This is a genomic window from Leucobacter sp. BZR 635 (genome assembly GCF_048061935.2).
Classification (GTDB): domain Bacteria; phylum Actinomycetota; class Actinomycetes; order Actinomycetales; family Microbacteriaceae; genus Leucobacter.
Window position 1 is genome coordinate 67,379 of the sequence record NZ_JBLUNZ020000022.1, and the last position, 18,829, is coordinate 86,207.

At 65.4% G+C, this 18,829-nt stretch carries 16 protein-coding genes and 1 other RNA gene; 4 read left to right on the plus strand and 13 right to left on the minus strand.

Translation table 11 applies throughout. The features are described 5' to 3' along the window. Positions 1 to 47 precede the first annotated feature (47 nt). From ffs to ACI1US_RS03515, 3 genes are all read right to left on the minus strand, one after another. Positions 48 to 144, minus strand: an RNA gene (gene ffs / locus ACI1US_RS03505) — signal recognition particle sRNA small type. A gap of 13 nt (positions 145 to 157) precedes the next feature. Then, positions 158 to 2,347, minus strand: coding sequence for an ABC transporter ATP-binding protein (locus ACI1US_RS03510; RefSeq protein ID WP_416550083.1), 2,190 nt, complete (start codon positions 2,345 to 2,347; stop codon positions 158 to 160). Then, positions 2,347 to 4,083 (minus strand): ABC transporter ATP-binding protein, encoded by a 1,737-nt coding sequence (locus ACI1US_RS03515; RefSeq protein WP_416550082.1) that lies wholly within the window; start codon positions 4,081 to 4,083, stop codon positions 2,347 to 2,349. Before ACI1US_RS03515 ends, ACI1US_RS03510 begins: the two co-directional genes overlap by 1 nt. 577 nt (positions 4,084 to 4,660) lie before the next feature. Here ACI1US_RS03515 and ACI1US_RS03520 point away from each other — a divergent pair. From ACI1US_RS03520 to ACI1US_RS03530, 3 genes are all read left to right on the plus strand, one after another. After that, positions 4,661 to 6,391 (plus strand): sodium:solute symporter family protein, encoded by a 1,731-nt coding sequence (locus ACI1US_RS03520; protein WP_461638206.1) that lies wholly within the window; start codon positions 4,661 to 4,663, stop codon positions 6,389 to 6,391. Between the two features lie 8 nt (positions 6,392 to 6,399). Then, on the plus strand, positions 6,400 to 6,537 hold the full coding sequence (locus ACI1US_RS03525) for a putative transporter small subunit (protein ID WP_461638208.1): 138 nt from the start codon (positions 6,400 to 6,402) through the stop codon (positions 6,535 to 6,537). A gap of 143 nt (positions 6,538 to 6,680) precedes the next feature. Next, positions 6,681 to 7,790: a baeRF11 domain-containing protein gene (locus tag ACI1US_RS03530; protein WP_461638210.1), complete on the plus strand. Its 1,110-nt coding sequence runs from the start codon at positions 6,681 to 6,683 to the stop codon at positions 7,788 to 7,790. Positions 7,791 to 8,183: 393 nt separating this feature from the next. Here ACI1US_RS03530 and rplL read toward each other — a convergent pair whose 3' ends face one another. The 3 genes from rplL to ACI1US_RS03545 form a co-directional block, all read right to left on the minus strand. Next, positions 8,184 to 8,561 (minus strand): 50S ribosomal protein L7/L12, encoded by a 378-nt coding sequence (rplL, locus tag ACI1US_RS03535; RefSeq protein WP_059060289.1) that lies wholly within the window; start codon positions 8,559 to 8,561, stop codon positions 8,184 to 8,186. A 72-nt stretch (positions 8,562 to 8,633) separates the two neighbouring features. After that, the gene (gene rplJ, locus ACI1US_RS03540; RefSeq protein WP_059060291.1) at positions 8,634 to 9,143 is read right to left on the minus strand and encodes a 50S ribosomal protein L10; all 510 of its coding nucleotides are present in this window, start codon (positions 9,141 to 9,143) and stop codon (positions 8,634 to 8,636) included. A gap of 323 nt (positions 9,144 to 9,466) precedes the next feature. Then, the gene (locus tag ACI1US_RS03545) at positions 9,467 to 10,189 is read right to left on the minus strand and encodes a response regulator transcription factor (protein ID WP_416550081.1); all 723 of its coding nucleotides are present in this window, start codon (positions 10,187 to 10,189) and stop codon (positions 9,467 to 9,469) included. A gap of 183 nt (positions 10,190 to 10,372) precedes the next feature. On the opposite strand from ACI1US_RS03545, the gene ACI1US_RS03550 reads away from it, so the two are divergent. Then, positions 10,373 to 10,969 (plus strand): YqaJ viral recombinase family protein, encoded by a 597-nt coding sequence (locus ACI1US_RS03550; protein ID WP_416550080.1) that lies wholly within the window; start codon positions 10,373 to 10,375, stop codon positions 10,967 to 10,969. 180 nt (positions 10,970 to 11,149) lie between these two features. On the opposite strand, the gene ACI1US_RS03555 is transcribed toward ACI1US_RS03550, so the two are convergent. The 7 genes from ACI1US_RS03555 to ACI1US_RS03585 form a co-directional block, all read right to left on the minus strand. Then, a complete protein-coding gene (locus tag ACI1US_RS03555) occupies positions 11,150 to 11,812 on the minus strand; it encodes a PH domain-containing protein (protein ID WP_461638214.1) in 663 nt (220 codons plus the stop codon). Positions 11,813 to 11,862: 50 nt separating this feature from the next. Continuing rightward, positions 11,863 to 13,434, minus strand: a complete 1,572-nt coding sequence (locus ACI1US_RS03560) for a flotillin family protein (RefSeq protein WP_461638216.1) — start codon at positions 13,432 to 13,434, stop codon at positions 11,863 to 11,865. A 51-nt stretch (positions 13,435 to 13,485) separates the two neighbouring features. Beyond that, positions 13,486 to 14,046, minus strand: coding sequence for a hypothetical protein (locus tag ACI1US_RS03565; RefSeq protein WP_416550076.1), 561 nt, complete (start codon positions 14,044 to 14,046; stop codon positions 13,486 to 13,488). Positions 14,047 to 14,112: 66 nt separating this feature from the next. Beyond that, positions 14,113 to 14,529 carry a DUF779 domain-containing protein gene (locus ACI1US_RS03570; RefSeq protein ID WP_416550075.1) on the minus strand — a complete coding sequence of 139 codons (417 nt, stop codon included), beginning with the start codon at positions 14,527 to 14,529 and terminating at the stop codon, positions 14,113 to 14,115. Between the two features lie 87 nt (positions 14,530 to 14,616). Further along, entirely contained in the window at positions 14,617 to 15,636 is a 1,020-nt protein-coding gene (gene adhP, locus ACI1US_RS03575) for an alcohol dehydrogenase AdhP (protein WP_416550078.1), read from the minus strand. A gap of 108 nt (positions 15,637 to 15,744) precedes the next feature. Next, positions 15,745 to 17,268 (minus strand): aldehyde dehydrogenase, encoded by a 1,524-nt coding sequence (adh, locus tag ACI1US_RS03580; RefSeq protein WP_416550074.1) that lies wholly within the window; start codon positions 17,266 to 17,268, stop codon positions 15,745 to 15,747. Positions 17,269 to 17,409: 141 nt separating this feature from the next. Continuing rightward, positions 17,410 to 18,774 (minus strand): sigma-54-dependent transcriptional regulator family protein, encoded by a 1,365-nt coding sequence (locus tag ACI1US_RS03585; RefSeq protein WP_461638219.1) that lies wholly within the window; start codon positions 18,772 to 18,774, stop codon positions 17,410 to 17,412. Positions 18,775 to 18,829: the final 55 nt, after the last annotated feature.

Sequence of the window (18,829 nt, forward strand, 5' to 3'; positions counted from 1 at the left end):
CCGGGGCGCTCGGCCAACAACGGGACGCAGAGCAAGGCAGCAGAAAAAGAAAGCGCCCCCCACGCACCCGATAGAGCCCGGCTACCCTTGCTTCGTTTCCGACCTGGGGGAGTTAACCAAGATATCGCCACGTGAGGGGCGGATCTAGTCTAGCGGATCACGAGGACCCCTGAGTACCACCAGCGTTCTCGCCAGCCACCGAACCATCGGCAGCTGAACCATCGGCAGCCGATCCATCGTCACTCGGTCCACCAGCACCCGCTCCGCCAGCCACCGAGGCCTCAGCCGAGTCAACCACCGGGATCGCCCCGGTGGCCGCCATGGGTTCGCCCGTGAGCAGTTCCTCGGCGTGCTCCTCGTCGATCTCGCCAGCAAACTGCGACTGGTAGAGCGCGTAGTACGCTCCCCGGCGCGCGAGCAGGTCCTCGTGCGAGCCCTGCTCAACGATGCGGCCGGCCTCCATCATGAGGATCGTGTCGGCGTCACGAATCGTCGACAGGCGGTGCGCGATCACGAAGGAGGTGCGGTCGCTCCGCAGCGCCCGCATGGCCTGCTGCACGAGCACCTCGGTGCGCGTGTCGACTGAGGAGGTGGCCTCGTCGAGGATGAGCAGCGACGGGTTCGCGATGAAGGCGCGCGCGATCGTGAGCAGCTGCCGCTCGCCCGCGGAGAGCGACGAAGCGTTCTCTGCGATGACAGTGTCGTAGCCATCGGGGAGCTGGCGCACGAAGCGATCCACCATCGTGGCCTCGGCGGCCGCAACCACTTCGTCGTCGGTGGCGTCGAGCCGGCCGTAGCGAATGTTCTCGCGGATCGTGCCGTCGAACAGCCACGCGTCCTGCAGCACCATGCCAATGTGTGAGCGCAGCGCGGAGCGTGAGAGCTCGGTGACGTCGACGCCGTCGAGCAGGATCCGTCCGCCGTCGAGTTCGTAGAACCGCATGATGAGGTTCACGAGCGTCGTCTTGCCGGCGCCGGTCGGGCCGACGATCGCGATCGTGTGACCAGGGCGGGCCTCGAGCGAGAGGTCCTCGATGAGCTTGGAATCAGGATCGTAGCTGAACGACACGTTCTCGAAACGCACGTGGCCCTCGGTGCGCGCGGGCAGGGTGGCCGTCTCGGTGTCGGCCTCCTGCTCTTCCGCGTCGAGCAGTTCGAAGGTGCGCTCGGCCGATGCAACGCCGGACTGCAGCATGTTCGCCATGCTCGCCATCTCGCCGACGGGCTGCGCGAACTCGCGCGAGTACTGGATGAAGGCGGTGACGTCGCCAAGGGTCATCGTGCCGCTGGTCACGCGGAGCGCTCCTGCGACGGCGATGAGCACGTAGATGAGCGACTGCACGAAGGTCATCGACGGCATGATGGCCCCCGAGAGCGCCTGCGCCTTGAACGAGGCAGAGAAGAGGCCCTCGTTACGACGGTCGAACTCCTCGGTCATCTCAGCCTCGCGGTTGAAGATGCGCACGAGCTCGTGGCCGGTGAACGACTCCTCGATGTGCCCGTTGAGCGCGCCCGTGTTCTTCCACTGGGCCGCGAACAGCTTCTGCGCGCGCACGCCGACGACGCCGGCGATGACCGCCGACAGCGGCAGCGCGATGAGAGCGATGAGTGCGAGCTGCCACGAGACGACGAACATCATCGCCATGATGCCGATGATCATGAGGGCAGACTGCACGAGCTGTGAGAAGGCCTGCTGCAGTGCCTGCTGAATGTTGTCGACGTCGTTGGTGACTCGCGAGAGCACGTCGCCGCGCTGTCGGCCGTCGAAGTACGACAGCGGCAACCGGTTGATCTTTGCTTCGAGGTCCGAGCGCAGCTTGTAGACGATCCGCATCACGAGGCGGTTGAGGATGAAGCCCTGCAGCCACATGAGGAAGGAGGACACGAGGTACAGGCCGATCACGATGAGGATCAGGCCGCCGAGCGCCGCAAAGTCAATGCCCTGGCCGGGCACGACATTTGCGCCCTGCAGCATGTCTGCGAATTGGGTCTTCCCGTCGGCGCGCAGGTCAGCCACGATGGTCTCGAGCGGCACGCCCGCGGGGAGATCCTTCCCGAGCACACCGTTGAAGATCACGTCGGTCGCGCGCCCGAGCACCTTGGGGGCGATCACCGCGAGGATGACCGAGCCGATCACGAGCAGCACGACGGCGGCGAACCTCGCCTTTTCGGCACCGAGCAGTCCGACGAGGCGTTTGGCAGACGGCCAGAAGTGTTTTGCCTTGCGCGGCGGGGCGTCCTCCCCCATCATCGCGTCGACCCCGGGCTCGAAGTTCGAGAAGTCTTCCTCGATTTCCTCGGGGGTCACCGCGGCGCTGGCCTTCGCGGACTTGTCACGCTTCGCCATTACGCTGCCTCTGCTTCCTCGAGCTGGGATCGCACAATTTCTTGGTACACGTCGCTACTCTCGAGTAGCTCTTCGTGTGTTCCGCGGCCAACGATCTCGCCGCCCTCGACGACGAGGATCTGGTCTGCCTCGGTGATCGTGGAGACGCGCTGCGCCACGATGATTGTCGTAGCGCCCTCGGTGGCCTGGGGCAGCGCCGCGCGCAGCCGCGCGTCGGTCGCCACGTCGAGGGCCGAAAACGAGTCGTCGAACAGGTAGATACGCGGTTTCGACACGAGCGCCCTGGCGATCGAGAGCCGCTGCCGCTGGCCGCCTGAAACGCTCGTGCCGCCCTGCGAGATGGGCTCGTCGAGTCCGAGTTCTTTCTCGCGGACGAAGTCTTCGCCCTGGGCGATGCGCAGCGCCTCCCAGAGTTCGGCGTCCGTCGCTTCGGGCCGCCCGAACCGCAGGTTCGACGCGATCGTGCCCGCGAACAGGTATGGCCGCTGCGGCACGAGCCCGGTCGTCTCTGCGAGCTGCGCGCGTGTGAGCTTCGCGACTGGGGTGTCGTCGATCGTGACGGCCCCGCTCTGCGGGTCGTACAGCCGGAGCATGAGGTTGAGCAGCACGGTCTTGCCCGCGCCGGTGGACCCGATAATCGCCGTGGTTTTGCCAGCCTCTGCGACGAAGCTGACGTCCCGAATCACTGGCGCTTCTGCGCCGGGGAAGCCGAAGGTGACGTTCGTGAACTCGATGCGGCCACGCGTCGGCGTTGCGACCGTTTCGGTCTTCGCGAACTCAAGCGTCGACTCGGTGTCGAGGAGTTCTTTGATGCGCTCGGCGCAGACAACGGCGCGCGGGATCATCATTGTCATGAAGACGCCCATCATGACCGCCATGAGGATCTGCATGAGGTACTGCAGGAAGGCCGTCAGGGAGCCGATCTGGATGTCACCCGCGTCGACCCGGTGGCCGCCGAACCAGAGCACAGCGCCCGTGGCGAGGTGGAGCACCATCATGATGATGGGGAACATGAGAACGAAGATGTTGCCGACTCGCACCGAGACGTCGGTGATGTCGCGGTTTGCGACGTCGTAGCGCTTTGTCTCGAAGGGTTCGCGCACGAACGCGCGGACCACGCGGATGCCCATGATCTGCTCGCGGAGCACGCCGTTAATCGCGTCGACCTTGTCCTGCATGACGCGGAAGAGCGGCAGCAGTTTCCAGACGAGGAAACTCACGATGACAGCCAGGATCGCGACGGACACCCAGACGAGCCAGGCGAGCCCCGCGTCTTCGCGCAGTGCCATCACGACGCCACCGATCGCCATGATCGGAGCGGAGACCATGAAGTTCAGGGTCATGAGCACGAGCATCTGGATCTGCTGCACATCGTTCGTACCGCGGGTGATGAGCGTCGCCGCACCGAACTTCGTGGCCTCAAGCGTCGAGAGCGTGTCGACCTTGCGGTACACCTCGCGCCTGAGATCGCGACCGACACCCATCGCGGTGCGGGCACCGAAGTACACGGCGGCGACGGCAACAACCAGCTGTCCGAGTGAGGCGAGGAGCATTACTCCGCCTGTGCGCCAGATGAAGCCGGTGTCGCCGACTGCGATTCCGCGGTCGATGATCTGGGCGTTCAGGCTCGGGAGCCAGAGCGTTGCCATCGTTGAGAGCAGCTGCATGACGAGCACAATGACGATGAACACCCAGTAGGTTTTTGCGTGTCGCAGGGCCAAGGATATGAGGGCCACGGGCTTCCTTCCATCGCGGCGAGGGGCGTATTGGCGGGTCAACTGCCCTTGCCCCTTCGCGGCAGGATCAGCCGGATACACCTCGCAGCTATCCGCCCACGCGGTCAATAATACCCGGCAGCACCTGGGCGGGCCAGGTATCAAACGTAGGTAACGACCAGCTCACAATAGAGCAACAATTGTTTACGGTGTTGGCGAAAGGACTAGAACTTATCTCCGAACTCCTGTACTACTTAAAAGGTCAGGTAGTTCGCATGCGCCGTTCTGAAAAGGCAGAACCGAGTGCTGCACGGCCAGACGTTCGTAGTGCACCGACACGCAGCAGTTTCGGCGCACGCGCGGCATCTTGCGGCTTGAAACCAGCAGCGCGCACGCCGCGGATTTCCGAAAGGACCAACCGTATCTCTTCCCCGAAAAATTTCAGCTCAGCGCATCCGCGCGAGCGCTCCAAGACCAGGCCCGTGACCGCCCGCCGTTCAGTCCCTCCAGCCCCGGTGCTCCGCTTCCCCACTTAGCGCCCTTCCTTCGCATTCGGTCCTTCGGCTCCCGCCGACCCGCAATCTGAAAGGAAGCACCCATGCAAGAGCATCTCCAGCAGCTCTCGGGCCCCATCGTTGTCGCCCTATTTCTCGCATTCTTCGGGACGAGCCTCGTAATCTCGCTCCGCATCAGCCAGAAGCGTGAAAACGCCGACGGCTACATGACCGGCGGCGGCCGCGTCGGCTTCGGCATTTCGTCCGCGTCGATGACCGCCACGTGGATCTGGGCCGCGTCGATGTACGCGTCCGCCACCTCCGGCTACACCTACGGCCTCTCTGGCCCGATCCACTACGGCCTGTGGGGCGCGCTGATGATTCTGCTCATCTACCCCTTCGGGCGCAGGATCCGCAAGGTCGCGCCCCGCGCGCACACCATCGCCGAGGTGATGTTCGCCCGGCACGGCCGCTCGAGCCAGCTCATGCTCGCAGGCTCAAACGTGCTCGGATCCATCATCAGCCTCACTTCGAACCTCATCGCCGGCGGCGCGCTCATCGCGATGCTCTCGCCGTTCACGTTCGGCCAGGGCGTCATCGCGATCGGCGCGGGCGTGCTGCTGTACACACTGTGGTCTGGCTTCCGCGCCTCAGTACTCACCGACTTCATGCAGGTGCTGTTCATGCTCGGCGCCGTGATCATCATCATTCCGGTGGTGTTCTTCGCCGCCGGCGGCCCCGATCTCTTCGTGACGGGCGCGAACAACCTCACCCCGCAGCAGTCAAACTTCTTCTCCTCCGACGCGTTCTTCAACCAGGGTGCCCCCTACATCGCTGCGGTGCTCGCCTACGCAATCGGCAACCAGACGATCGCGCAGCGGCTCTTCGCCGTGCGCGAGGACCTCATCAAGAAGACATTCGTCACCGCGACCTTCGGGTACGGCGCGACAATCATCGGCATCGGCATGCTCGGCGTGATCGCGCTCTACGCGGGCATCGAGCCGACCGGCGGCGATGTGAATAACCTCATCCCGCAGATGGCCGCAACCTACCTGCCGCCAGCGCTGCTCGCACTGTTCTTCATCATGATCATCGGCTCGCTGTCCTCGACCGCGGATGCCGACCTCACGGCACTCGCCTCGATCGTGATGGCAGATATTTACGGTCAAAACATCGCGAAGGGCAAGCCAAACCCGCGCACGATGGTGCTCGTTGGCCGTGTCACGATGATCGTCGCGATGACCGCCGGCATGTACTTCGCGGGCTCACAGCTGAACATTCTCGACCTCCTCGTCTTTGTCGGCGCACTCTGGGGGGCCCTCGTGTTCCCGGTGATCGCGAGCTTCTACTGGAACCGCGTCACGAACGCCGCGTTCAGCATCTCCGTGGTCGTGGCACTCGCGACCTTCATCCCGGTCCGCTTCGAGTGGATCGAGATGACCGGTTGGGTCGCCATCGTGTTCGACGTGCTCGCCACCATCGGCATCGGTGTCGTCCTCGGCCTCATGGCCTTCGGCTTCTTCGGCAAACGGGTGGCATTCTGGGTCGCCGGGATCTCGATCCTCGCCTCTGCACCGTTCGCGATCGGTTTCCTCCACACCTACCCGGTGCTTTCTGGGTCGCTCGTCGCCTACTCGGTGAGCACGATCCTCTGCACCCTCATCACGCTCGCGTCGAAGAAGCCACCGTTCGATTTCGAGCTCATTAAGCAGCGCACCGGCGACTTCGACCCCGTCGAAGAGATCGTTGCTCGGGCGGCCACCGGATCCATCGACACCGTCGCAACCCCGGCCGCCACCACCACCTCAGACGCGGTCTCGGCCGCGGGGAAGTAGGACACACCATGAATTGGGAAGTCATCCTGCTCACGGCCTACGTGCTCGTCTGGCCAGTCATCGTGATCGGCGCACTGTTCGTCATTGTGCGCGCGTTCATTCGGGACTGGCGCGAGGCAAAGCGCGAGGGCCGGCAGATTATTTAGTCCGAGTTTTCCTACTCATTCCCTTTTCCGCGTGAATCGGGCAAGGTAGGGACAGGGCCCCTTGGGGAGTTTCTCCCCCTGGGGTCGAACGAAGTGGGGCGCGAACCTGCGAACCCCACAACAATGTTGAAGGGGGATCGCCCATGCATACCGATATTCCGCTCCGTTCCGAGATCGAGCAGCTCGCCCAGGTTGAGCGCCCGAACCTCATCACCATCGTGCTCAGCACCTCACCGGTCACGGCAGAGGCCGAGGCCATTCGAATCAGCTACGGCAACCTCGTCAGCGAGGCCGTCGCAGAGCACACCAAGCACGGCGGCGACCCCGCGGAGATCGCTGCAACCGAGGCGGGACTCCGGGCACTCCTCGACGACACTTCGTTCTGGCATTACCTCTCGCACAGCCTCGTCGTGTTTGCGAGCCCCGAGCGCACCATCGCCTACCGCCTCCCGAACGAGCTCGACTCGGAGTTCTTCTCGGGCAACCACTTCCGCATCGTACCGCTGCTGCGCACCATCACCTTCGCGCACGATGCAACCGTGCTCGCCCTCAGCCAGAACGCGGTACGGCTCATCGCGATCGGCCCGGACCACAGCGGTACCGAGCTGCCAGTACCCGAACTGCCGAGCGATCTGCTCGACACGTTCAATGTTGAGGATCCCGGTGTCGAGTCACACCGCCGCAGGCTCCACGGCCCAGAGGGCCAGGATGCCCGGCTGCTCGGCTTCGCCCGCGCCGTCGATCGCGCGATCGCCCCGGTGCTTCGCAGCACCCGCGGCCCACTGATCCTCGCCGCGGCTCAGCCGCTCGACAGCCTCTTCCGTTCGGTGACGCGTAACGCGAAGCTCCTCGAAGACGGAATCTCGGGCAACCCCGACAACCGCAGCGCCGGCGAGATCGACGCCGCCGCCCGTGAGATCCTCGACTCGTACTACGCGGCCGAGCTTGCGGAGCGTCAGGAGCAGTTCGGTAACCTCCGCGCCGCAGGCCGCGCGGTCACCGACCTGTCTGACATCAGCCGTGCCGCGGTTGCGGGCGCAATCTCGACGCTCTACGTCGACATTGACGCGCACCCGGAGGGCACACTCGACGCGCAGGTTGGCGGGCTCGTTGCCGAAAGCACCGCGGGCTACGGTCTCGTCGATCAGCTGGCGGCCAAGGTGCTCGCGAGCGGCGGCCGGGTGCTCGCGCTCCGCGGCGACGAGGTGCCGGGCGGCGAACAGCTCGGTGCCGAGGTGCGCTTCAGCGTCTAAGCCTTTCCGGTAGCAGTAGGGCAAGAGCCCCGGTGGCGAACGTGCTGTTCGCCACCGGGGCTCTTGCCGTGCTGCTGGCTACCGCACGCCGTAGTTTGCACGCTCGGAGTCTTGGAACATCGCCCACTCACCGAGAGCCGCCAGGTCCACCCCACTCCCCAAATATCGCTCAAAGGACATGCTCTCAGCGAGGTCAGGGGGGATCGGCAGCTGAGAAGCCCTGACCTCGCCGAAGACATGTCCTTTCGGCGCGCTTGATCTCTGCGCGCTTGATCTCGGCGCGCTTGATCTCTGGGCGCTTGATCTCTGGGCGCTTGCGCCCTCGGCGCGGCAACGCAAAAGGTGGGCCGCCCCTTTCGGGACGACCCACCTTCAGTTCGCTAGAGCGAGAACTTACGCAAGCTTTACGCCAGCGCCAGCTTCCTCGAGCTTAGCCTTTGCCTCTTCAGCTGCGTCCTTCTTTGCAGCCTCGAGAACGGTCTTCGGTGCCTCTTCGACGAGTGCCTTAGCCTCGCCGAGGCCCAGGCCGGTGAGCTCGCGCACAACCTTGATGACCTGGATCTTCTTGTCGCCAGCCGACTCGAGAACGACGTCAAACTCGTCCTTCTCTTCGACAGCCTCAGCAGCAGGAGCTGCAGCAGCAGCAACTGCGACGGGAGCAGCAGCCGAAACGTCGAACTCCTCCTCGAACGCCTTAACGAAGTCCGAGAGCTCGATGAGGGTCAGGCCCTTGAACTGCTCAAGCAGTTCTTCAGTCGAAAGCTTAGCCATGGTGATTCTCCTTGATGTTTGCCCTGCACATCGCGCAGGAACAGTGTGTTTCAGGTCGGCGGATGCCGATCCTTAAGCGTCCTGCTTCTCCTGCAGCGCGCCGAAGCCGCGAGCGGCCTTAGCGGGCAGAGCGTTGAACAGCTGTGCAGCGCCGATCAGCGAAGCCTTCATAGCGCCAGCAGCCTTAGCCAACAGCACCTCACGGCTCTCGAGATCGGCAAGCTTGCCTACCTCAGCGGCGGTCAAGGGCTTGCCATCGAAGTAGCCAGCCTTGATCACCAAAAGAGGGTTTGCCTTGGCGAAGTCACGCAGTGCCTTCGCGACGGTGACAGTGTCACCGTGCACGAACGCGAGTGCCGACGGGCCAGCGAGCTCGTCGTCAAACGCGGTGATTCCAGCCTTGTTGGCTGCAATCTTGGTCAGCGTGTTCTTCGCCACAGCGTATGTCGCGTGCTCGCGGATGCTGTTGCGGAGATCCCGCAACTGAGCAACCGTGAGACCGCGGTACTCAGTCAGCAGAACGGCGCCCGACTCTTCAAACTGCTTCTGAAGATCGGCGACCGTAGCGTCCTTCGTTGCCATGGCGCTCCCTTAGTTGTCGTATCCGGGGCGGCGAATGCCTCCCGGCGGCCGTGCCGCACGAAGCAACTCCTGGAAAAGGAAAAAGCTCCGGCGCGCACGCACGGAGCTTCGAGATTCACGGAATTCGCATTCACGCTTCAAGGAGTTCGTACCTGCGCTGGTCCTCACGTTTCCACTGCTGGATCTGTGAGCGTTCCGAAGTTCTTGCGAACTTTACCGACGGTCTTGGGCCATAGAGAACTCTAGCACAGTCCCATCACGCAAGAAAGCTGGGCGGTCGAAATTCCGACCACCCAGCCCTCAGCGAGTCGCTCGCGAGCGCGCTAGTCTGCGGGCTTCAGCATGTAGCCCGCACCACGAACAGTGTGGATCATTGCCGGGCGGCCCGCGTCAATCTTGCGGCGCAGGTACGAGATGTACAGCTCCACGACCGTGGGCTTGCCGTCGAAGTCGTAGCTCCAGACGCGATCCAAGATCTGCGCCTTCGACAGCACGCGACCCGAGTTGCGCATGAGGTAGCGCAGCAGCTCGAACTCGGTGTTGGTGAGCTGGATCGTGTCGCCCGAGCGCGAGACCTCGTAGCTGTCTTCGTTGAGCTCGAGGTCGCCGACGCGGAGGATCGGGTTTGGCTGCGAGGCAAGGCGCACCTGTGAGCGACGCACGAGCCCACGGAGCCTGGCGAGCAGCTCCTCGAGGCTAAAGGGCTTTACGACGTAGTCGTCGCCGCCGGCGGTGAGGCCCGCCACACGCTCCTCGACCGAGTCGAGGGCTGTCAGGAAGAGCACGGGGAACACCTCCCCCTTTGCACGGACCTTAGACAGCAATTGCATACCGTCGAAGTCGGGGAGCATAATGTCAAACACGGCCACGTCGGGCTGGAATTCGGCAATAGCCTCGAGCGCTTCTGCGCCCGATGCCGCTGATCTCACCTCCCACCCCTCGTAGCGAAGGGCCATGGCAATGAGTTGCGTTATCGACTCCTCGTCATCTACGACGAGTGCGCGCACCATTGAACCATCTTGTCTCGTGAGCGTCTGGGCAACCATGCGTCTATAGTGCCTGTTTCGTCTGGGCGCGGGCTGGGGGCAAACTTTGCCAGACAGGTGTATACTCTAAAAGTTTCGAACATCACTCAGTTGATACTCAGTCAAACTGGCGGTCTTTCGCGTTCTGCGCGCCACGCGGCACACGGGCAGAGAGCCCGCCGCGGTGCGTGAGAGGATGGGGCGGTGTCTACCCCAGCAGTGTTCTCTGGAGCGCATCTCTCGCGCATCGTCACTGACGGAACCGATCATAGCGCGTGGATGCGGGCACGATCCCGCGGCATCACCGCAACTGACGTGGCGAAGCTCTCGACCCCACGATCCATCGAAACCGCCGCACGCGAGAAGATGTACGGCAGCCGGTTCATCGGCAATGCGTACACGGAGCACGGCAAGGCCAGGGAGCCGAAGATTGCGGCCTGGGTGGAACGAGAGCATGGGATCCGCCCGAGCTCCGCGCTGTTCCACGCCGAGACCGACCTGCGCCACCTCGCGACGCCCGACGGCGTTGTGGAGCGCGATACGGGCGTGCTTGAGCTCGCCGAGATCAAGACCACGAACAAGGAGTGGCGGGTCATTCCGCGCAACTACCTCCGGCAGATATGGTGGCAGCAGTACGTGCTTGGGGCGGAGCGCACGCTGATGGTCTGGGAGCGGCACGAGAACTTCGTGCCCGTCGGCGAACCCGAGATTCGGTGGATCGACCGCGACGAGTCAGAGATCGAGCGGCTCGTGAACCTCGCCGGCGAGCTCATCGACGTGCTCATCGCCCGCACCAGCTAGCCGGAATGCCGCCGCACCAACGGCGTGCAGCCCCGCGCGAACCCCAAGACCCCAAGACCCCAAGACCCCAAGACCCCAAGTTATCCATTCCGACCCGTTTTCGGCCCACGCAAGGGTCGGTCTGAATTAATAGGGGCGGAGAGGACGCTTCGGAGGCGCACCGGCTAGCCTGCGCGGCCACTAACGGACCGGGCCACCCATGAATCCGCCCGCGTACCCGCTCGCACGCACTTGCTCGTCGTAGCTGCGCTCGGACAATTCCTGAAGCGCGGCGTGCAAGGCCTTGAGCCCGGGCGCGTCGGGGATCCTCGTGGCCTCCGCCCCCACGTACAGGTCAATATCTCCTGAGCCCCACAGCCGCTGCACCGGATTTTGCTTCGAGCGCACCTCGCGCACGCGCGCGAGCGACACCTCGGTGCGGTGCCGCACAAAGAAGCCGTGGTGCACGATGACTCGCCGAGTAGTGACGACCGCACGCCGCGCGAGCCACCCGAGGATCGGCGCGATCGCCGCAAACGCGAGCAGTAGCAGGGCGACGGCCCCAGCGGCAAGGTTCATCCAGAGTTCGGGGAAGGATCCGATACAGAAGCCTCCGAGCCCTGCAACGACGAACATCACGACAACCGGCGCCGTGAGGTGCCTGCCGTGCCGCCGCACACGCACCACAATCTCCTCGGGCGCGAGCGCTGCCGTGCGGGCCGAGGTATCCAGCGCGGACGGCTGGCTCCCCGGAGCCCACTGCTGGGCAGGCGGGGAAGCCCAAGAGAGGTCCTGCCCGCCACCAGCGTGCGTTGCCTGGGCAGGGAGGACCGTCGTCTCCTGAGTCTTCCGGGTACGCCGCATACCCCTATTCTGCCCTCTCGGACAGGGTTACCGCGCATGGGCCCGGCACACTACGCGGGATCAGCAGCGGTGTCCTGGCCCTGATCGGTGTCGGCAGCGGCCAGCCCGGAGGCATTCCCGGCCTGCCCCTGAGCGGAATCCATCGAGCCAAGCTCGGGGGTCTCGCGCGATTCTCCGCGCGCGGGCCCCTCACCTTCGGCGGCGCGGGCCGCCATGGGGTTCGCTGCGCGACCCGCCGCGGCACCCGCCGCGCTGCCGGTCACGACGCCGTTGAGCATGCCGACGAGGTCGACCCCAACGGTCTCCTTCGCCATTTCGAGCAGCCCCTTGAGGTTGCCCATTGCGTCGCCAGCGACTCGCGAGGTGCCGTCTGCGGAGACGACGGTGAAGCTGTCGATCCCAGCGATCGCCTGCGCGTACTCGCCCGCGATCTCGGGGAGGCGGTGGATGAGCTCCTGCGCGAGCACCGCCTGTGACTGCGTCTCAAGTGCGCGAGCTCGCGCCTCGACGGCGACCGCCTCGGCGGTACCCTTTGCCTCGATCGCTTCTGCCTCTGCCCGGCCCTCGGCCGCGACTGCCTCAGACGCGGCGATACGCGCGGCGCGGGCGGCGAGGCCCTCGCGCTCGACGGCCTGCGCGCGGCCATCAGCGGCTGACACAGCGGCGGCGGCTTCTGCCTTCGCGAGCGCTTCGAGGCGGTAGGCCTCTGCCTCGGCGACCGCGCGCACGTCGGCGTTGAGCTTCTCGGTGCGGAGGGCCACCTCGCGCTGCGCGGTGATCTGCTGCTGCTCGACGATGGCCTGCTGCTGGATCGCCTGCTCGAGCGGGTCGGCAGCCTGCGCCTGCGCGTTCGCCTTATCCGTCTCGGCCTGAATCTCGGCCTGGCGGAGCTTCAGCTCACGGTTGCGGTCGAGCAGCACCTTCTCAGCGGCGATCTTCGCTTCCTCAGACGCCTGGTACGCATTGGTCTCGGCAATGTCCGCCTGCTGGCGCACCTTCGCAGCCTCGGGCCGCCCGATGTTCGTGATGTAGTCGGCGCCGTCGCGGATCTCCTGGATCTGCAGTGTGTCAACGACGAGGCCCTGCTTCGTGAGCGCCTCTTCGGCAGCTTCGAGCACGCTTTGAGCGACGACTGCGCGATCCCGGATGATCTGCAGCACCGTCAGACCACCGATGATCGAACGCAGCGAGCCCGACAGCACCTCCTGTGTCGACTCATCAATCTCATCAGAGTTCGAGAGGAAGCGCTGTGCGGCGGCGCGGATCATCTCCTGCGTGCCTCCAACCTTCACGACGGCGACAGCCTGCGCCTGCATGGTGATGCCGTCGGTCGTCTGCGCCTCGGTGGTAATCGAGAGTCGGCGCGAGCGCAGGGAGATCGTGAACGACTTCTGCACGAACGGCAGCACGAAGACACCGCCGCCGGTGACAACCTTCTGACCGGAGAGGTCACGAATCGTGCCGCCCTGCGCCGCCGCGACCTCCTTCCCCTTCCCGCCGGTGACGATGATCGCCTCGTCGGGCTTCGCGATTCGGTAGCGCTTGATGATGACCAGCGCGATGAGTACGAGCGCGACGACCGCGCCGAAGACGCCGACAATGGCGGGGGTAATGAAGAACATGTTCTCTCCCAGGAGGGTCAGTTTTCGGGATTCCAGCGTCGCCGCTGGCTGTTACAGGCTTGGGCCGGCCGCTGCTGAGACAAGCTCAACGCGCACCGAAGTTGCGGTAATCGTCTGAGTAATGCGCACCTGCGCGCCGCGCGGGATCGCTGTCTCGGCCGTTGCCGAGAGCGACACCCTTTCGCCGTGCCGCACGAGCGCGACCTCGCCGAGTCCGCCCGCGGGGATCGCGAGCACGACGCCCGCCTCCGACCCGACGAGCTCGTCGCCGGTGACGGCGGTCGTCGACTCCGCGCCGCGAATGACACGGCTCAGCCACCAGGCGGCAGCGCCGCCGAGGACGCCTGCAACCGCGCCAAGGAGTCCCGCGAGCGGGGTGGGGACGCCGGCCCCCACCAAGCCGAAGGCCGTGAAGCCAAAGATCGCGGTGAATGCCGCAATGGTGGTGAGGCTCAGCGGGCCGTCACCGAAGTCGAACGCGTCAAAGATCCCGTCCAGCACGAGCGAGAGCAGCAGCAGCACGCCGCCGACCACGCCGATGACGAGGAAGATGCCGCCCGCGAGCAGCGACCCATCAAGCAGGCCGTTCAGCCAGTTCATGATCGATCCCATAGCGCACCTCGTTTGTCGTGGAACCCGGTTGCTCAAGCGTAGCAAGCAACCGGGTCGCCACGCTCGTCACATCAGACGAGAGCGAATCAAGAACCGCTTTCCCTCCGGGGCCTCGAGCGAGAAGCCGCCGCCGCGACCGGGCACCGCGTCGATCGTGAGGTGGGTGTGCGCCCAGACGTCGAACTGCTCGCGCGACATCCAAAACCCGATCTCGCGTGGCTCGGCACCGTGGTCGAGCGGCGGGAGCTCGAGAGTGCCAAGCAACAGATCCTGCCCGCCGGTCTTGAACTCGCCCTCCTGGTAACACATCGGAGCGCTGCCGTCGCAGCAGCCGCCCGACTGGTGAAACATCAGCGGCCCGTGCATCGCCCACAGCTGCTCGATGAGCGCGAGCGCGTCTGGCGTGAACGCAAGCCTGCTCACGCTCTCACCTGCCAGTTCCGGGCGAGCGTCGATGGTGCCTGGAATCGTGTCCTGAGTCATGTCCTCTCCTTCCTGTTCTGGAATGGGATCCTGGCGCGGATCCCACAATGGGAAAAGGCCCCGAGGTTTCCCCCGGGGCCTTGCAGCTTAGGCGCTTGCGAGCCTGAGCACTATGCGTCCGTCAATCTTGCCCGCCCGCATCTCGTCGAGCACGTCATTCACGTCTTGAAGCGGCCGCTCGGCAACCGTCGGATGGATCAGGCCGCGCGCGTAGAAGTCGAGCGCCTCGATCATGTCCTGGCGGGTTCCCACAATCGAGCCGCGGATGGTGAGCCCCTTGAGCACGATGTCGAAGATCGGCGCAGGGAAGTCCCCGGGCGGCAGACCGTTGAACACAATCGTGCCGCCGCGGCGGGTCATGCCGATCGCCTGGCCGAACGCCGACGGGTGCACCGCCGTGACGAGCACGCCGTGCGTCCCACCGGTCTCGCGCTGGATCGCCTCGACGGGATCCTCCTTCATCGCATTCACAGTGATCTCGGCGCCGTGCTTCTTCGCGAGCGCGAGCTTGTCGTCTGCGATGTCGACCGCAGCGACGCGCATCCCCATCGCGACCGCGTACTGCACCGCGATGTGGCCGAGCCCGCCGATGCCCGAGATGACGACCCACTGGCCGGGCTGCACGCCCGACATCTTCAGGCCCTTGTACACGGTGACCCCCGCACAGAGCACGGGCGCGACCTCGACGGGGTCCGAGCCCGCCGGGACGACCGCCGCGTAGGTGGCGTCGACGAGCATGTACTCAGCGAACGAGCCGTCAACCGAGTAGCCACCGTTCTGCTGCTGCTCGCAGAGCGTCTCCCAGCCGGTGCGGCAGTGCTCGCAGTGACCGCACGCCGACCACAGCCATGCGTTACCGACGAGGTCACCGACCGCGACGTTCGTGACGCCCTCGCCGATCGCCTCGACAAAGCCGACACCCTCGTGACCGGGGATGAACGGCGGTGCCGGCTTCACGGGCCAGTCGCCCTCGACCGCGTGGAGGTCGGTGTGGCAGACGCCGGTGGTAAGTACGCGCACGAGCGCCTGGCCCGGGCCGGGGGTGGGAACCGGCTGGTCGCCGACTGCGAGCTGTTCGCCGAACGCCGGCACACTGGCCGCACGCATGGTGTTGGTGGTCATGGGTGGTATTCCTTTCTCGGTGCTGCGACGGTGCAGCGGGGTGAGCGGGGTGGGGATCGTGAGGGGGCGACCCCCACCCCGCTCGTGGGTGGTTTAGAAGAAGCCCTGCGCGGTCTGGCTGTAGCTCCAGAGCAGGTTCTTCGTCTGCTGGTAGTGGTCGAGCATCATCAGGTGGTTCTCGCGCCCGATGCCGCTCGACTTGTAGCCGCCGAACGCCGCGTGCGCGGGGTAGGCGTGGTAGTTGTTCACCCAGACGCGACCGGCCTGGATGGCGCGGCCCGCGCGGTACGCGGTGCTGCCGTCGCGGCTCCAGACACCCGCGCCGAGCCCGTACAGGGTGTCGTTTGCGAGCTTCATCGCGTCGTCGAAGTCGGTGAACGTCGTCGCCGAGACAACCGGCCCGAAGATCTCCTCCTGGAAGATGCGCATCGAGTTGTCGCCACGGAAGATGGTCGGCTGAATGTAGAAGCCGCCGGCGAACTCGCCGCCGAGGTCGTCAGCGCCGCCGCCCGTGAGCACCTTCGCGCCCTCCTGCCGACCAATGTCGAGGTACGACTTGATCTTCTCGAACTGGTCGTTCGACGCCTGCGCACCCATCATCGTCTCGGTGTCGAGCGGGTTACCGCGCTTGATGAGCTCGGTACGAGCGACGACCTTGTCGAGGAAGTCGTCGGCGAACGACTCCTGGATGAGCGCGCGCGACGGGCAGGTGCAGACCTCGCCCTGGTTGAGGGCGAACATGGTGAAGCCCTCCTGCGCCTTGTCCCAGAACGCGTCATCCTTCGCCGCGACATCGTCGAAGAAGATGTTCGGGCTTTTGCCGCCGAGCTCGAGCGTGACGGGAATGATGTTCTCCGACGCGTACTGCATGATGAGGCGGCCGGTTGTCGTCTCACCCGTGAACGCAATCTTGCGGATGCGCTTGTTCGAGGCGAGGGGCTTGCCCGCCTCAGTGCCGAAACCGTTCACGATGTTCACGACGCCGGGCGGCAGCAGGTCACCGATGAGGTCGAACAGCACCATGATCGATGCCGGCGTCTGCTCGGCGGGCTTCAGCACGATCGCGTTGCCTGCGGCGAGCGCGGGGGCGAGCTTCCAGACGGCCATGAGGATCGGGAAGTTCCACGGGATGATCTGCCCGACAACGCCGAGCGGCTCGTGGAAGTGGTACGCGACCGTGTCTTCGTCGATCTGCGAGAGGTTGCCCTCTTGCGCGCGAATGGCACCGGCGAAGTAACGGAAGTGGTCGATCGCGAGCGGGATGTCGGCGTTGAGTGTCTCGCGGACGGCCTTACCGTTGTCCCACGTCTCAGCGACCGCGATCATCTCGAGGTTCTGTTCCATGCGGTCGGCGATCCTGTTGAGGATGAGCGCGCGCTCTGCCGGGCTCGTCTTGCCCCAGGCGGGGGCGGCGGCGTGTGCGGCGTCGAGGGCTGCCTCGATGTCTTCTGCGGTGCCGCGCGCGACCTCACAGAACGGCTTGCCAGTGATGGGGGTGATGTTCTCGAAGTACTGACCCTTCACTGGCGGAACCCACTCGCCGCCAATGTAGTGCTCATAACGGCTCTTGAAGCTCACGAGCGAATCGGGCTGTCCTGGGAATGCGTAGACAGTCATGGTGCTACCTCTCTCTGACATCGTTGTCTGAAGCGCCGAGCCTGGAGTGTGCCCGGCCTGGTGATGTCAGAGTAAGTCGAGGAAGGTTGCATCTAGGTTGCGGAGGCTTCGGAGGCCCCGGCAACCACGCGCGTCACGCTACTATTCGGCCGCGATCGCTTCGAGCCTTGCGACCACGCGGGTGCGTTTCGGCGAGAGCGGCGGGAGCCCGTGCAGCAGGGCCTCCCATACCTGGGCGTCGTTCACGGCCCAGTTCTGCGCGTATTCGAACAGCAGCTCGACTGAGGCGGCCTGCAGCATCGACTCGCGCAGGGTTGCGTCGACCTCGTTGCGGAGCTGCTCAACCGCTGGCGCGTCGGATCCCGGCAGCACCGGCCCCTCGTAGGCGGCGAGCGCGAGTCGGTGAGCGCCGCGCTCGAGCGCTTCGAGCGTCTCAGTGGCGTCGAGCCGGAGCGGTCCGCTCAGTCGGTAGGGGCGCGAGAGGAGTTCGAGCCCGGATCCCTGCTGCGCCAACCACTTGCGCAGGCGCACCACCTCGGGCCGCAATCGCCGATCCGCGCTGTCTTCTCCGTACACCTGCTCAGCGAGCACCGCGGCGCTCAGCCCGTTCGGGGCCTGCGCGAGCGCGGCCAGGATCTCTGCGTGCCTACCCGAGACCTGCACGAACTGCCCCGAATGTTCGAGCAGCGCGGGATCCCGACCGAGCAGCATCAGGCGCGGGGCAGCCCGCCGAGCGACCCGCTGGGACGCCGCCCGCGCGATCGCTTTCGGGCGCGATGATCCGTGCTCGCGCTCGAGTGCGGCACGCATGGCGTTGAGTTTGAGCTCGGCCTCGACGGCTGCCCGGGTGGCCTCGACGAGCGGGAGGATGTGCGGCGACGCGGCGACGTCGTTGCCGGTGACATCGATGACCCCAATCACTGAACCGGTTTCGGGCTCGTGCACGGGCACCGCCGTGCAGCTCCACTGATGCACCGCCCGGTTGTAGTGTTCCGCGCCGAGCACCTGAATCGAGTCGTCGAGCAGCAAGGCGGCCCCCGGGGCAGAGGTGCCCACGGCGTCTTCGGACCAGTCGGAGCCGACCGCAAATCCCATGTTCTCGGCCTCGCTGCGGAGGCGGCGATCCCCATCGATCCAGAGAATTCTCCCCGCCGCGTCACCGATCGCGACCACAAACCCCGACTGCGTCGCCTCGTCGAGCAGCAGCCGGTTGATCACGGGCAGCACCCGCGCGATCGGGTGCAGGCGCTGCAGCTCCTCAAGCTCTGCGAGTTCCAGCATGCCCTCGCCCGGGGCGCGGTTTGGGTCGACCGCGCGGTGCCTGGCGCGCAACCACGAGTCGAGTACGACGGGCCGCAGCTCGCTCTGGGTCGCAAAGAAGCGCCGCGACTCCTCGTCTGCGATGAGCGAGTCGTCGCCGATGAATCGCTCATGAGCGCGCTCGAGCAGCAACCGCCGTGCACGCACCGACTCACCCCGGTGCAGGGCCTGTCGACTGTTCCGCACGCGGCCCCTCCTTTGCGCTCATACTCGTGGGGCCTCAAGTCAGAGTTGCGCTTGA

What these genes read in the sequence shown, in the direction of transcription:
- ACI1US_RS03520 (WP_461638206.1), top strand. Translation starts at nt 4,661, where the DNA reads ATGCAAGAGCATCTCCAGCAGCTCTCGGGCCCCATCGTTGTCGCCCTA.
- rplL (WP_059060289.1), bottom strand. Translation starts at nt 8,561, where the DNA reads ATGGCTAAGCTTTCGACTGAAGAACTGCTTGAGCAGTTCAAGGGCCTG.
- rplJ (WP_059060291.1), bottom strand. Translation starts at nt 9,143, where the DNA reads ATGGCAACGAAGGACGCTACGGTCGCCGATCTTCAGAAGCAGTTTGAA.
- adh (WP_416550074.1), bottom strand. Translation starts at nt 17,268, where the DNA reads ATGACTGTCTACGCATTCCCAGGACAGCCCGATTCGCTCGTGAGCTTC.
- ACI1US_RS03525 (WP_461638208.1), top strand. Translation starts at nt 6,400, where the DNA reads ATGAATTGGGAAGTCATCCTGCTCACGGCCTACGTGCTCGTCTGGCCA.
- ACI1US_RS03555 (WP_461638214.1), bottom strand. Translation starts at nt 11,812, where the DNA reads ATGCGGCGTACCCGGAAGACTCAGGAGACGACGGTCCTCCCTGCCCAG.
- ACI1US_RS03560 (WP_461638216.1), bottom strand. Translation starts at nt 13,434, where the DNA reads ATGTTCTTCATTACCCCCGCCATTGTCGGCGTCTTCGGCGCGGTCGTC.
- ACI1US_RS03530 (WP_461638210.1), top strand. Translation starts at nt 6,681, where the DNA reads ATGCATACCGATATTCCGCTCCGTTCCGAGATCGAGCAGCTCGCCCAG.
- ACI1US_RS03510 (WP_416550083.1), bottom strand. Translation starts at nt 2,347, where the DNA reads ATGGCGAAGCGTGACAAGTCCGCGAAGGCCAGCGCCGCGGTGACCCCC.
- ACI1US_RS03570 (WP_416550075.1), bottom strand. Translation starts at nt 14,529, where the DNA reads ATGACTCAGGACACGATTCCAGGCACCATCGACGCTCGCCCGGAACTG.
- ACI1US_RS03565 (WP_416550076.1), bottom strand. Translation starts at nt 14,046, where the DNA reads ATGGGATCGATCATGAACTGGCTGAACGGCCTGCTTGATGGGTCGCTG.
- ACI1US_RS03545 (WP_416550081.1), bottom strand. Translation starts at nt 10,189, where the DNA reads ATGGTTGCCCAGACGCTCACGAGACAAGATGGTTCAATGGTGCGCGCA.
- adhP (WP_416550078.1), bottom strand. Translation starts at nt 15,636, where the DNA reads ATGCGTGCGGCCAGTGTGCCGGCGTTCGGCGAACAGCTCGCAGTCGGC.